Annotated in this window: 16 protein-coding genes; 3 read left to right on the top strand and 13 right to left on the bottom strand. The window is 55.0% G+C overall.

The window, feature by feature from the left end; genetic code table 11:
* Window positions 1–101: 101 nt before the first annotated feature.
* The 5 genes from ppnP to E3U32_RS12700 all read right to left on the bottom strand — a co-directional run bounded on the left by ppnP (window position 102) and on the right by E3U32_RS12700 (window position 2739).
* The gene (gene ppnP, locus E3U32_RS12720; protein ID WP_025756214.1) at window positions 102–389 is read right to left on the bottom strand and encodes a pyrimidine/purine nucleoside phosphorylase; all 288 of its coding nucleotides are present in this window, start codon (window positions 387–389) and stop codon (window positions 102–104) included.
* 71 nt (window positions 390–460) lie between these two features.
* Window positions 461–1138 (bottom strand): AroM family protein, encoded by a 678-nt coding sequence (locus E3U32_RS12715; RefSeq protein ID WP_008503271.1) that lies wholly within the window; start codon window positions 1136–1138, stop codon window positions 461–463.
* A 237-nt stretch (window positions 1139–1375) separates the two neighbouring features.
* Window positions 1376–1567: a protein YaiA gene (gene yaiA, locus E3U32_RS12710; protein WP_023334675.1), complete on the bottom strand. Its 192-nt coding sequence runs from the start codon at window positions 1565–1567 to the stop codon at window positions 1376–1378.
* A 44-nt stretch (window positions 1568–1611) separates the two neighbouring features.
* A complete protein-coding gene (aroL, locus tag E3U32_RS12705) occupies window positions 1612–2136 on the bottom strand; it encodes a shikimate kinase AroL (RefSeq protein WP_008503273.1) in 525 nt (174 codons plus the stop codon).
* A 144-nt stretch (window positions 2137–2280) separates the two neighbouring features.
* On the bottom strand, window positions 2281–2739 hold the full coding sequence (locus E3U32_RS12700) for a YaiI/YqxD family protein (RefSeq protein ID WP_134349081.1): 459 nt from the start codon (window positions 2737–2739) through the stop codon (window positions 2281–2283).
* 97 nt (window positions 2740–2836) lie between these two features.
* Between E3U32_RS12700 and proC the strand changes: the two genes are divergently transcribed.
* Window positions 2837–3646 (top strand): pyrroline-5-carboxylate reductase, encoded by an 810-nt coding sequence (proC, locus tag E3U32_RS12695; RefSeq protein WP_024906789.1) that lies wholly within the window; start codon window positions 2837–2839, stop codon window positions 3644–3646.
* Between the two features lie 16 nt (window positions 3647–3662).
* On the opposite strand, the gene adrA is transcribed toward proC, so the two are convergent.
* The 6 genes from adrA to E3U32_RS12665 form a co-directional block, all read right to left on the bottom strand.
* Window positions 3663–4766, bottom strand: a complete 1104-nt coding sequence (adrA, locus tag E3U32_RS12690; RefSeq protein WP_134349080.1) for a diguanylate cyclase AdrA — start codon at window positions 4764–4766, stop codon at window positions 3663–3665.
* Window positions 4767–4868: 102 nt separating this feature from the next.
* Window positions 4869–5189: a phosphate starvation-inducible protein PsiF gene (gene psiF, locus E3U32_RS12685; RefSeq protein ID WP_134349079.1), complete on the bottom strand. Its 321-nt coding sequence runs from the start codon at window positions 5187–5189 to the stop codon at window positions 4869–4871.
* An 89-nt stretch (window positions 5190–5278) separates the two neighbouring features.
* Window positions 5279–6694, bottom strand: a complete 1416-nt coding sequence (phoA, locus tag E3U32_RS12680) for an alkaline phosphatase (RefSeq protein ID WP_134349078.1) — start codon at window positions 6692–6694, stop codon at window positions 5279–5281.
* Between the two features lie 99 nt (window positions 6695–6793).
* Window positions 6794–7054, bottom strand: coding sequence for an anti-adapter protein IraP (iraP, locus tag E3U32_RS12675; RefSeq protein WP_134349077.1), 261 nt, complete (start codon window positions 7052–7054; stop codon window positions 6794–6796).
* 208 nt (window positions 7055–7262) lie between these two features.
* Entirely contained in the window at window positions 7263–8477 is a 1215-nt protein-coding gene (locus E3U32_RS12670) for a multidrug efflux MFS transporter (RefSeq protein WP_134349076.1), read from the bottom strand.
* A gap of 168 nt (window positions 8478–8645) precedes the next feature.
* On the bottom strand, window positions 8646–9329 hold the full coding sequence (locus tag E3U32_RS12665) for an extensin-like domain-containing protein (RefSeq protein ID WP_134349075.1): 684 nt from the start codon (window positions 9327–9329) through the stop codon (window positions 8646–8648).
* A 103-nt stretch (window positions 9330–9432) separates the two neighbouring features.
* Between E3U32_RS12665 and ddlA the strand changes: the two genes are divergently transcribed.
* Entirely contained in the window at window positions 9433–10533 is a 1101-nt protein-coding gene (ddlA, locus tag E3U32_RS12660; RefSeq protein ID WP_134349074.1) for a D-alanine--D-alanine ligase, read from the top strand.
* Here ddlA and E3U32_RS12655 read toward each other — a convergent pair.
* Window positions 10530–10766: a DUF2754 family protein gene (locus tag E3U32_RS12655; protein WP_025756225.1), complete on the bottom strand. Its 237-nt coding sequence runs from the start codon at window positions 10764–10766 to the stop codon at window positions 10530–10532. The two genes, ddlA and E3U32_RS12655, sit on opposite strands and share 4 nt — an antisense overlap.
* Window positions 10767–11013: 247 nt before the next feature.
* Between E3U32_RS12655 and E3U32_RS12650 the strand changes: the two genes are divergently transcribed.
* Window positions 11014–11313, top strand: a complete 300-nt coding sequence (locus E3U32_RS12650; protein ID WP_134349073.1) for a DUF2755 family protein — start codon at window positions 11014–11016, stop codon at window positions 11311–11313.
* Here E3U32_RS12650 and E3U32_RS12645 read toward each other — a convergent pair.
* Complete coding sequence (locus E3U32_RS12645) at window positions 11310–12407, bottom strand: DUF1615 domain-containing protein (protein ID WP_134349072.1); 1098 nt, start codon at window positions 12405–12407, stop codon at window positions 11310–11312. The two genes, E3U32_RS12650 and E3U32_RS12645, sit on opposite strands and share 4 nt — an antisense overlap.
* Window position 12408 lies beyond the last annotated feature (1 nt).

Raw genomic sequence — 12408 nt, 5'->3', positions numbered from 1 at the left:
ATCACCATGGGTAAAGGATGTTAAAAAGTGTTCACCATGTCCCCGAACACCTGTCTACCATGTCCCCGGACTGTACACCCCAACGGGGAGAGGGAAGAAGATTATTTCAGGTAGCGGCACAGATAAGAGGTAGGTTCAGCAACCTGCAAATGGAATTCGCTGTGGCCAGGAACGTTGAAAGCTTGTCCGGCAGCGTAAACTTTCCATTCCGTTTCACCCGGCAGCAAGACGTTCAGCGCGCCGCTGACCACCGTCATTTCTTCAGCTTCCGCTGTGCCAAAGGTGTATTCCCCTTCAGCCATCACGCCGACACTGGCGCGGCCAGTGCTGCTGCTGGTAAAACCAATGGATTTCACTTTACCGGAAAAGTATTCGTTACTCTGAAGCATGAACTAGCCCTTATATTTTTAGATAAAAATTCACTATAGGGGCCATGCTCATCACCTGTCACGCAAAATCATTACATCAGGAGTTCCGAGGCCAGGCGCGCCATCAGAACGTTGGATAACAGTACGGGCACATCCAGCGCTTTTTGCAGTAAATCACGATGGTGCTGGTGGAAACCCAGGCAGTCCAGGATCAACACATCTGCCCCTCTCTCCAGCAGCTCCTTCCCGGCAGCAATGAGTTTGGCCTCACTGTCCCAGAACGGATTTGCCAGCGCATACAAGGGCACTTTTTCAAGCACGTGCCATTTTGCCTCCTGGTTGTCCATGAGCTCCTCGATAGGAACAATCACCCCCACCTGATGACCATCGACGATGGAGGCCACCAGCGGCGGAATGATCCGCATCGGCTCCAGCAAAATTGCATTGCGCGCCGTGAGCCCCTTAATGGGTGCGGTACTCATCAGCAAAATAACGTCATAACCTTGATTATCGAGTACTTCTATTACGCCCTGCAGCGAGCGTTCGATTTTCTGGCGTGATACATGCGCCAGTTTACCGTCGCTTAATAACGTCGCCAGGGGATCCTCCCCCGCCTCTACAGCGTAGTCTTCCATGACCTCTTCCCGACTCATCTTCCCCAGCAGGCTGAGATGCGTTATCTGTTGTTCAGATACATGCTCGGTTAAGAGCGGTAACACTTCGCTTACAGGGACCACACCAATGGTGAGGATCGCCAACGTTGCCTTCATCTTTATCGCCTTCCATTACTCCAACATCGTGCACACAGGTACAGGCTTACTACGCTGCGCAGCTCATTTTTTCAACAAAACAGCACCAAGCGTAGCAGGTGATCCCGACATCGAAATGTAAAGATCGCCTGCCGATACCGGAGTTACTTGTAATAACTAAATATTAACTCCTGCTTAACTTTCTCGATGAGTAAAAAGTGTGATTCAGGCACGATATTGGAGCGTTTAGGAAAACGGTCAGGTTATATCGGGATCTTCGTAGCGCCGCTTCGCATCCAGCGCTTCCTGTTCAGTCTCGTGTTCACTGATCAGCGAGTCCGGTTTAGGGTGATCGGCACGCAGTTGATACCAGGTCACGGTATGACCCGTATGGCCTTTTTCGACGGTAACAATGCGCGCTTCACGGGGATAGGGGGGTCTGGTTGGCATAGCTCATCCTTTTTTTATGTCTGAGCTATAAGTATAGACGCCGGTTAGCTTGCACAAGCCAAACGCAGGGCGGTAATAATCTGAATCACAACGTCTTCGGGAGACGCTGATGCATCCACCACGTGGTGAGCCGCTTCGCGGTATAATGCATCACGTTCGGCCAGCACTTCACTCACCTCTTCGTTGAGCGGCCTGGAGGTCAGAGCAGGGCGTTGCCCCTCTTCCGGAAATGCCTCCAGACGCCCTACCAGAGCCGACACCGGCGCGCTGAGATAGATAACAATCCCCTTTTCGCGCATAAAGTGACGATTACACTCTGCCAGCACAATGCCTCCGCCTGTCGCAATCACGGCTGAGGGTGTGGTGACCGCTTTCAGCGCGGCCGTTTCGCGTGCGCGAAAGCTCTCCCACCCTTCCTGCTCAACAATGTCGGCGATGGTTTTTCCGGCCTCGGTTTGCAGCCAGTGGTCGGTGTCAACAAACTGGCGATGACACACGCGTGCCAGTTCCAGGCCAACGGTGGTTTTCCCACAGCCGCGGGGGCCAACTAAAAAGATGGGTTGGGTCATAGCCAGGTGTTCCCCTTGATGCCGGATGGCTGAAGAGTGTAAAGAAATAATTGCAGAAGATGTTGCGATTACTTTACTGCAAAGCGGTACGGGATGACAACCCTGTGGAGGCCACACTGTACCACAAATTGACAATAATTATCATTACGCAGTGCGGCGCTTCACTTCCAGCAGCCATTTATCCAGTTCGGCAGCGAACTGCTGACGGTCGCGCTGGGACAGGCTGTCCGGCCCGCCGGTCTGCACGCCGCTGGCCCGCATCGTATCCATAAAGTCGCGCATGGTGAGCTTCTCGCGAATGGTCGCAGGCGAGTAACGTTCACCGCGCGGGTTGAGCGCCGCCGCCCCTTTTTCCAGCACTTCAGCGGCCAGCGGAATATCCGCCGTGATCACCAGATCTTCCGCGCTACACAGGCGCACAATTTCGTTATCCGCCACGTCGAACCCGGCCGGAACGCGCAAAGAGCGGATGAACCGCGAAGGTGGCACGCGAATATTCTGGTTCGCCACCAGCGTCATCGGCATCTGGACGCGCTCGGCGGCGCGAAACAAAATCTCTTTAATCACATTCGGACACGCGTCCGCATCAACCCAAATCGCCATATTGTCTCCCCATAATGATTCTGCCGACTATTGTCGCCTGCATTTCGTTGTTAAGCTATCAATCAGAGAAAACAACGCATAATGACGGAGAATCGTGATGGACAAGAAAATCGGGTTTATCGGCTGCGGTAACATGGGCAAAGCCATCCTGGGCGGTCTGATCGCCAGCGGGCAGGTTCTGCCGGGTCAGATTTGGGTCTATACCCCGTCACCGGACAAGGTTGCCGCATTGCGCGATCAATACGGGATCAACGCCGCCGAAAGCGCGCAGGAAGTGGCCCAGGTCGCCGATATCGTCTTTGGTGCCGTCAAGCCAAACATCATGATCAAAGTGCTGAGCGATATCACCTCCAGCCTGAACAAAGAGACGCTGGTCGTGTCGATTGCCGCTGGCGTCACGCTCGATCAGCTGGCGCGCGCGCTGGGCCACGACCGTAAAATCGTCCGCGCGATGCCTAACACCCCTTCGCTGGTCAACGCCGGCATGACCTCCGTAACGCCTAACGCGCTGGTGACCACAGAAGAAGTGGCCGATGTGCTGAACATCTTCCGCTGCTTCGGTGAAGCGGAGGTGATTGCCGAATCGATGATCCATCCGGTGGTCGGTGTCAGTGGTTCTGCTCCTGCATATGTCTTTATGTTTTTGGAAGCGATGGCCGATGCCGCTGTGCTTGGCGGTATGCCGCGTGCGCAGGCGTATAAGTTCGCCGCACAGGCCGTTATGGGCTCCGCCAAAATGGTGCTGGAGACCGGCAAACACCCTGGTGAATTGAAAGATATGGTCTGCTCTCCGGGCGGTACCACCATCGAAGCGGTGCGGGTGCTGGAAGAGCGCGGGTTCCGCTCGGCGGTCATTGAGGCGATGGCAAAATGCATGGAAAAATCAGAGAAACTGAGTAAATCCTGATGGTCTCAGTCGGGCGTCAGGCGGCCACTTCGGTACGGCTGCGCCCGGCATTTTTCGCCCTGTACAGCGCCACGTCAGCCGCCTTCAGCCATTCACGATAATGTCCAAACTGCGGTCCCCAGGGGGCAACGCCTACGCTTATGCGCAGCGCTTCTTTTGGCGCGCACGGTAACGACAGTTTTTCCAGCCGCTCGTGCACCCGAGACATCACGTCGATGGCGCTTTCCGCCGCGGTCTGCGACATAATCACCGCAAACTCATCCCCGCCAAACCGGCCGATAGCATCGCCTGAACGCACCGACATCTGGAGCTGGCGCGTAATGGCGATGATCGCCTCGTCGCCCACATCGTGCCCCCATGTGTCGTTAATGTTCTTAAAGTGGTCAATATCAATCAGCAGTATCGTGGCGGTGATGTGGCTGCGCCGGCAATGCTCAAATTCATTTCGCAGCAACATTTCCCAGTGCCGGCGATTAAAGACCCCGGTCATTCCGTCGCGGGTGCTCATCATTTCCAGCCGCCGTTTATGCTCCGCAAGCCTGACGGCCGTTCGGTGGCTGAGCCAGGCAAACAGCATGGGGTAAAGCACGAGTACGGGAAGCGTGAAGCCCCACTCCACGGGATCGGGGTTGAAGACAGCCACCCTCCCGACGAATGGCAACGTCACCAGCGCGGAGAGCAAGGTCAACATTATCCCGGGGATAAACAGGCGACAGCCGCCGGAGCCCATCATATTCATCCCCACCATCATCACCAGCGCTGCCGTGGGTAACGCATTCACCCCCATCACGCCAATCCACAGCCCGGCGATAATGGCATCGATCTTCAGATTAAAGATTTCCTGCTGATGAGGTGACGAGGCGCGGCAGGATAACTGCCAGGCGAAATGGGGCCAGACGAACGACCATCCCACCAGTAAAAGCCACCAGCCGCCGGGTAAAAAATGGGTGACCAGCATTCCGGCAATGGGGAAAAACATTGCCGCCAGCCCGACAGCGCGCGCCAGCCGAACTCGCCGGGCAAACTGAATGCCCGCGCGGTGAGGGTCATCCTGAGAAAGGGTTAAATTCCACTCTTCCCGAATGCGCTTTTTGCTGTAATAGGTTTCATCATTCATCATTTTTGGGAATATTCTGAAACATTTTCCCAAATTATAGAGAGGGGGTCTGCGGGGAAAGTATGAAATTTCGGGTGAGCCGCCGGAGCCGCTCACCCGTTAGAACTACACTTTTTTCTTGAGGCAGGCACTCATAAACTTGCTGCGGTCGTCCCCTTTCAGGGACTGCTCGGTTGCCTTCGCATTACATTCGCGCATTTTTTGCTGCTGCGGCGTCAGGCTTTTTTCAGCGGGTTTCGAGGCGCCATTTTTGAGGCAGTCGCTCATATAGGTCTTACGGGCGTCCCCCTTCAGACTCTGAGACGTCGCCTGTTGATTACAGGTGGTCATACGCTGCTGTTGAGGCGTTAACGTTTTCTCTTCCGCGTTCGCCGATGCGATCAGGAACAGGCCAGAGAGCAGAGTAACCAGTAATGTTGTTTTCATTGCACCATCCTTTTGTGAACATTCCCTGTAAGTCTGGTTCGTGACAGGAAAAAAACCACCCGGCAGATGTGATTTCCGCCGGGGTTTTATCATTTAAGACCCAGCGCCGCCTTCATGGTATAGAACAGATCCGTTTGATCGGTCAGGCCTACCACGTTTGCCGCATGCGGGCCGTAGGCTGCAATGCGCAGCTGCGTGCCCGTGTGCTCCATGGACTCTTCTTCAGAGTTGCCGTAGCTCAGCACCATGACGGCGCCATCTTTGGTGTTCAGCGCCTGCGTCAGGCCCGGTGCTTTGGTATCAGCCGGGATAATTTGGCTGGCGTGCGCATGGTCCGCGGTGACGATCACCAGAGTGTTACCGTCTTTTTTCGCGAACGCGAGCGCCTTCTGCACCGCTTCGTCCAGATCGACCGTTTCGCCAATCTGGCCGCACGGATTGGCAGCATGATCCTGTTTATCGATCGACGCGCCTTCAACCTGCAGGAAGAACCCTTTTTCGCTCTTACTCAGCAGAGAGATCGCTTTATCAGTCATCGCCGCCAGCGTCGGTACGCTGTCAGTACGTTTCGGGTTCGGCGTACAGGTCACGGCAGGTTTATCGATATTACCGTGATATGAGGCTTTAGGCCCTTCCCAGCGCACGGGCATGTTGCCGTCCGAGAAGAGCCCCAGCAGCGGTTTGTCCTGGCTCGCCTCGGTTATCGCCGCCAGAGAACTGGCATCACTCACCAGCTGATAGCCGCGAGCCTGCGCCTGCTCGCGCAGCGTTTTACCCTGCCACTCGCCCGCCGTCGCGGTTTCCGCGAAGGTTTTCGCGCCGCCGCCCAGCGTCATATCAGGGCGTGCATTCAGCAGCTGTTCCGTAATCGAACCCTTGCCGCCTTTTTCCAGCGCGTTCGTTGGGCATTTTTCGCTGGTCACTGACGGGCCATAGCATTTACGCGAGGTCACGTGCGCCACCAGCGCCGCAGGCGTTGCATCCTGAAGCTCAGCGGTAGAAACGTTGCCGGTCGCCAGCCCCGACGCTTTTGCCATCTCCAGAAGGGTTTGATGATCTTTTTCGTGAATATCCACGCCCAGCGCGCCATTATAGGTTTTCACGCCAGTGGACCACGCCGTGGCGGAGGCTGCTGAATCCGTTACGTAATCCGGCTTGCCGGTTTTTTTATCCAGCGCGTAATGGGTATATTGTCCGGTCAGCGGTAATGCGTCGATACCTTTAAAAAAGCCGCCCGCACCCTCAGCATAATTTCGCGCCGCTGTGATTTCGGAATCACCCATTCCATCGCCAATAAGCAGAATAATGTTTTTTGCCGGTTTATCATTCAGCGAAGCGCGAATAGCGGCGGTTTGATCTTCCGACAATCTGCGTGCGCCGCCAGGCTCGGTGATATCCCCTTTTGCGGCACGATTATCCAGCACGCTGGTTTGGACGGTGTCCGCATAAATGGCCGGGGTAATTAACAGGGGAAGTAATGCGATGAAAAGTGCGCTCTGTTTCAATTTATTTTCTCCATGTACAAATACATAAAAATAAAAACAGAGCGACTATAGGCATCCTGCATGACAATTCTATGACACGTCGTTACGTCCTGTGACGGTTTAGCTGCGCGGATGCCTTAACAGCTTCTTTACGTACTGGTGGAGCATCTCAGCATCCTCAGCCGGCACCTGCGATTCAGGCCTGACGCTGTCCAGCGCACCTTCCACGCTCTCAATCAACGCCTGTTGATCGGTTTTCGCCATCTGCCGCAGCAGCGCGGTAACCACAATTTCCAGCGCTTCGACCTGGGCTACCAGCTCTTTTGACTCTTCTTCCTTTTGTGCAAGCTTGACCAGCAATTCAGCAATCAGATTTTTCATCGTGCTATTTCCTTATCAGTTTTGTCTGAAGTTAGCATTCTGAATCCGTTATGCAAAGAGAAGAAATATATTATGGTATGCAAAATTGATACAGGAACGAAAATAAATGACTCGTGCCGTCAGCGAAACGTTTTTCTATAAAAAAACGCCGCATTTTGTTATATAAAATACGGCTACTATAAGAATATATAATGCATCAGCGAAACGGTTATCTCACTGATTTCGCCTCCGCCATTTGCCTGCGACGACGCAGCGCAATAGCCAGCTGGATAATATTGATTAAAACGACAATCGCCGTGGCAGCAAATACCCAACGAAAACCAGCCATTGCGGAAACGGAAGCGCCAATAAGCGGACCGGCAACATTCCCCAGATACATAAATGACTGGTTATATCCAAAAATACGCCCCGTCACCTGGTCGCTGGAATATTTAACCAGCAGGGTCTGTACCGCAGGCAACATTGCGCCATCGGCAAAGCCAAGCAGAAAGCGCAGTACGCCAAGCTGAAGCGGAGAGGTGACAAACGACATCGCGAAAAAGAGCACGACGGCAAAGATCAGCGTAGCCATCAGAATGCGCGCCGTGCCAATCCTGTCACCCAGTTTTCCAAGACGCGGCGCGGAAATCAGCGCGGATACGCCCGGCACGGCGGCAATCATGCCGCTCAGAAAAGCGATATTATTGCTCTCCGGCTCCATCGACTTAATAAACAGCGCCAGAATCGGACCAACCGAACCGTTACAGAGCTGGATAACCATAGTGGTCACGAACAGGCTGATCATCAGCCCCGGATAAGGCAGCGAGGCGAAAACGGCCTTGCCGCTCAGGCGTTCAGATTTACTGATAACCGGGCGCCCCCCCTCTTTGATAAGAAAGAGCGTCACCAGAAAACTGACCACCAGCAGGATAGCGGTGATGATAAATACCGCGCGCAGCCCGACGTGGTCCGCCAGAAAGCCCCCCAGCAGCGGGCCACCGATGACGCCGCTTATCTGCGCCGTGGAGAGCGTACTCAGGGCCCAGCCGCTACGCTCGCGCGGTACCTGTGAAGCAACCAGCGCCATGGCATTGGGAATATACCCGGACGTCAGCCCCATCACCGCTCTCAGGAAAAACAGCTGCCAGACGTTGGTGGCGAAGGCCTGCAGCAGAATGGCGATCGCCATCCCGAGCGAGGCGCGCAGCAGCATCAGCTTCCGGCCCTTCCGATCCGCCAGGCTGCCCCACATCGGTGACACAATGGCGGATACCAGAAACGTGACGCTGAACGTCAGACCGGACCACATGGAGAGCGCTTCATGCGAGGTCACCCCCAGCTGCGATACGTACAGCGGCAGGAACGGCAAGATCTGGCTGATGGCCAGCCCGGTAAAGAAGCAACCGAACCAGACCGAGATGAGATTAACTTTCCAGGATTCCATAAAGAAATAGTCTTCATTTTTAGGCGAATTCGCCTACAGATTAGCAAGTTACGCGTTTTGACGTCGTACCAGAGATGCGACCTGACTGACTTTGGTGTTTTATCTTCCCAGTCATCATATTTGTGAAATAAGTCACAAATCATCCATTTTCTGGCGGAATATTATGCTTCAGCGGCAGAGTCCAAAACCGTGAATCCCCAGATGAAAGTGGTTGGCATGTGCCGCGTTATACTCTGGCCCCAGACCATTCCCGTAGTAGCCACAGCTTGCCGTCAGCATTGCCTTCAGCCATGGCTGCGTGTTTGCTGCCTTCCAGCCGTTCAGCACCGTGACGCGTTCACCGTTCGACAGGCGAAAAGCGGCGATATCCAGCGCCTCTGCCGTGGCATGTTCACTGCGTCGGGCATCTGGGCGGTGGTAAATATTGCGGCAGGCAAAGCTGCCGAGGTGGTCGATACGCGCCAGGTCGCTGCCCATATAGCGTTTTGTCAGCGGCCGGGCCTGCTGGCTGATATACAGCGCAGAGCTGAGCGCCAGCGGACAGCTGGCAAGAAAACTGCCGTTGAGGCTGACCGGGCCGAAGCTACGCACGCGCACGACGTTGCTAAGCGGACACGCCCCGCCGCTGTCAGCCACCGGTTGAGTGCGGATAAGATCTCGTTGGTTAGCCTGGGATAACAGGCTTGCGCAGGCCTCGGGGGTTAAACGCCGAAGCTTGTACTGGGTGATTCGGCCAGGCGGGTCGTCAAGCGTCAGCGGTATGAAAGGGTTGTAGTCAGGCGGCAACCAGCGGTAACCCACCGTTGCGACTACGACAATAATCAAAACGGTCAGCAGCGTTTTTCCTTTCACACTCCCCCCTCAACATTCCCCAAAACATTATGGCAGAAGGTCGCGAAACCCGCCGGGCATCGTGGTATGTTATTGGCTTTTCGTCAGACTGGAAGAGAGTGAGATGGCTAAGCAGCGCGTAGGTATTGTCTTTGGGGGAAAATCAGCGGAGCACGAAGTTTCATTGCAATCGGCCAAAAATATCGTTGATGCGATCGATAAAAGCCGTTTCGACGTGGTTCTGCTGGGCATTGATAAACAGGGTCAGTGGCACGTTAACGATGCCAGCCAGTATCTGCTTAATGCCCACGATCCGGCGCACATCGCCCTTAATCCTTCGGAAATTAGCGTCGCTACCGTACCCGGCGTCGTGAAGGGACAGCTCATCGACGCAGGCAATGCGCAGGCTCTCGCCCAGATCGACGTTGTTTTCCCCATCGTTCATGGCACTCTTGGCGAAGATGGTTCCCTGCAGGGAATGCTGCGCATGGCCAACCTGCCGTTCGTCGGTTCGGACGTACTCGGCTCCGCCGCCTGCATGGACAAAGACGTCACCAAACGCCTGCTGCGCGATGCCGGGCTGAATGTTGCGCCGTTCGTTACCCTGACCCGCGCCAACCGCGACAAACACAGCTTCGCACAAATTAGCGAACAGCTGGGTCTACCGCTGTTTGTGAAGCCTGCAAACCAGGGGTCTTCCGTGGGCGTCAGCAAAGTGACAGACGAAGCACAGTTTGCAGAAGCCGTCCGTCTGGCGTTTGAGTTCGACCATAAAGTGGTGGTTGAGCAGGGCATCAAAGGCCGTGAAATTGAATGCGCCGTCCTGGGCAACGATTTTCCACAGGCGAGCACCTGCGGTGAAGTGGTCTTAAACAGCGACTTCTATTCGTACGATACTAAATACATTGATGACAAAAGCGCTCAGGTCGTTGTTCCTGCTGATATCGATCCGGCAATCAACGATAAGATCCGGGCGATCGCCATTCGCGCTTATCAGACGCTCGGCTGCTGCGGCATGGCACGCGTGGATGTGTTCCTGACGCCGGAAAATGACGTGGTGATCAACGAAATCAATACGCTGCCGGGGTTCACTAACATCAGCATGTATCCTAAACTGTGGCAGGCGAGCGGGCTGGGCTACTCAGAGCTGATCACCCGCCTGATCGAACTGGCGCTGGAGCGTCACGCCGCCGACAGCGCGCTTAAAAGTTCCGTAAACGGTTAATCGGCTCTCTTCGCCGTTTCCGTCTCATCCGCTGTCGTCTCTTCAGGACGACGGCGGATAATCAAACCCGCCAGCCAGAAACTGATTACCCAGGTCACCAGCCCGACGGCATACGTTTGCCACCCTTTTGCTTCAAATCCCAGCAGGCCCACGACGCCGTTAAGAATGAAAATGAGCCCGATAGCAAAGGCGTAGTAGTGCCAGTCGCGGCGTAGTTTGGACGTGAGCTTCATAACAACTCCGGCAGGAAAAAAGACATCCTCTCACAGTTTTACGGCCAGGTCTGTGGCAGATACGGAAATTCTGAAACGCGACGCAATTTCACTTAAGTGATGAAATTGTGATGTGCTGCAGAAATCGACAATCCAGGAGGATTCCGGCGGGTAAATTACCACGATTCTGATATTGACAAATGCGATGACCTGTCAAACTCACCCTGTACGAAGCGTATTGAAACAGAGTGATATTTCGGGAGGTCTTATGGCTGACTTTACATTGTCGAAACCGATTTTTGGCGGCAAACCAAAAACCTCCACGGCGGGTAATATCGCTTATGCCCTGTTTGTCCTGTTCTGCTTCTGGGCCGGCTCGCAGCTGCTCAATATGCTGGTCCATGCGCCAGGCGTTTATGAACACCTGATGCAGGTCCAGGACAACGGACGCCCGCGGGTTGAGATTGGGTTTGGTGTCAGCACCTTGTTCGGTCTGATTCCCTTCCTCGCGGGATGTATGGTTCTGGGCGTTGTGGCGTTAGTTCTGCGCTTTCGCCGTCGTCGTTAAAGGCCCATACAGCGAGCCCGGCGATCGTCCACGCGTTTAGCGAACCATGCGGTGGTCAGGTTACGCGTGATCTTCGGGCTTTCCAGCTGGATCCCCGGCAGAATAGCCCTCGGTAACGTCTTCCCGCTTTTCTGCTCTGCGAGCGCAAACACCTTCCTGTACAGATCCGTTTTCTCAAATGCCAGGCTATCGCCTTTCTCAAGCTGACGGCGAATGTCGCTGTTGCTCAAGCCAAGTGTTGTCGATAATTTGCGTACTGCCAGCTCTGTGCCTCCCGCCTCGCTGCTGCCGTAAGCGATGAGATCGCCGTCCAGCGCCAGCTTGACGCCGCTTGCGCGACTGACTGCACTTTGAAATGCTGCGTTACGGCTGGCATACCACCCCGCATTAAAGTCGGCAAAGCGGTACAGCGGCTCATTGTAGTTCGCCGGATAGTTCAGCAGATGATACGTGCCGAACCACAGTCCGCCGCGCAGGGAGAAGACCTCCTGGCGCACCGTACCGTCGATTTTCCACGGGTAGCCGTCGGTATGTTTCTCAGCGAACGCAATGCTCACCTGCATCGGGCCCCCGGTGTGTACCGGGTTAAGTGAGCCAAACAGCTTCTGCCCCATTGGGACCATGCTGATGAAATCATCAAAGATAGCGCTGAGCTGTTTTTCGGTTTTCACCGTATCCAGCCGCTCACTGTAGCTTTTGCCGTTTGGCGAGGTGATTTTAAGCGCGGTGTGCACGAGGAACACCGGGATGTGCATGGATTCCGCGCGGCGGTCGATCTCTTTCCAGGCAATTTTGTTCAGACCCGGCACGGCCGGGTCTGACTGGTACATCGACTCCTGCTGCGCCACCGCCAGCACCGAGCAGATGTTCTCCTCCGTCGGCGCAATCTTTTGGCTTTCAAAGGTTTTTGCCAGCGCATCTGCCCACGCATTGCGATCCTTCACGCTGGCGGGCATTTTCTGCCGCACAACGCTTGCCACATCGACGGGCTTTTCGCCCTTTTTGAGCGGGGCGGCGCCCTTTTCGGCACAGCCCGCCAGTACGAGGGCGGCCAGTAAGGACAACGGTAACGCGCGCGGTACGGCAAAAGACATA

The organism is Lelliottia nimipressuralis, from assembly GCF_004402045.1.
Lineage (GTDB): Bacteria > Pseudomonadota > Gammaproteobacteria > Enterobacterales > Enterobacteriaceae > Enterobacter > Enterobacter chinensis.
The sequence above is the reverse complement of the archived record's forward strand: the minus strand, read 5'-3'. Positions and strand labels throughout refer to the sequence as shown.

Coding starts and splice junctions, on each gene's coding strand:
- ppnP (WP_025756214.1), bottom strand. CDS start 389: ATGCTTCAGAGTAACGAATACTTTTCCGGTAAAGTGAAATCCATTGGT.
- yaiA (WP_023334675.1), bottom strand. CDS start 1,567: ATGCCAACCAGACCCCCCTATCCCCGTGAAGCGCGCATTGTTACCGTC.
- E3U32_RS12700 (WP_134349081.1), bottom strand. CDS start 2,739: ATGGCGATTTGGGTTGATGCGGACGCGTGTCCGAATGTGATTAAAGAG.
- psiF (WP_134349079.1), bottom strand. CDS start 5,189: ATGAAAACAACATTACTGGTTACTCTGCTCTCTGGCCTGTTCCTGATC.
- E3U32_RS12645 (WP_134349072.1), bottom strand. CDS start 12,407: ATGTCTTTTGCCGTACCGCGCGCGTTACCGTTGTCCTTACTGGCCGCC.
- iraP (WP_134349077.1), bottom strand. CDS start 7,054: ATGAAAAATCTGATTGCTGAATTGCTGGTCAAGCTTGCACAAAAGGAA.
- aroL (WP_008503273.1), bottom strand. CDS start 2,136: ATGACCCAACCCATCTTTTTAGTTGGCCCCCGCGGCTGTGGGAAAACC.
- E3U32_RS12650 (WP_134349073.1), top strand. CDS start 11,014: ATGGCTGACTTTACATTGTCGAAACCGATTTTTGGCGGCAAACCAAAA.
- proC (WP_024906789.1), top strand. CDS start 2,837: ATGGACAAGAAAATCGGGTTTATCGGCTGCGGTAACATGGGCAAAGCC.
- adrA (WP_134349080.1), bottom strand. CDS start 4,766: ATGATGAATGATGAAACCTATTACAGCAAAAAGCGCATTCGGGAAGAG.
- E3U32_RS12670 (WP_134349076.1), bottom strand. CDS start 8,477: ATGGAATCCTGGAAAGTTAATCTCATCTCGGTCTGGTTCGGTTGCTTC.
- E3U32_RS12715 (WP_008503271.1), bottom strand. CDS start 1,138: ATGAAGGCAACGTTGGCGATCCTCACCATTGGTGTGGTCCCTGTAAGC.
- ddlA (WP_134349074.1), top strand. CDS start 9,433: ATGGCTAAGCAGCGCGTAGGTATTGTCTTTGGGGGAAAATCAGCGGAG.
- E3U32_RS12655 (WP_025756225.1), bottom strand. CDS start 10,766: ATGAAGCTCACGTCCAAACTACGCCGCGACTGGCACTACTACGCCTTT.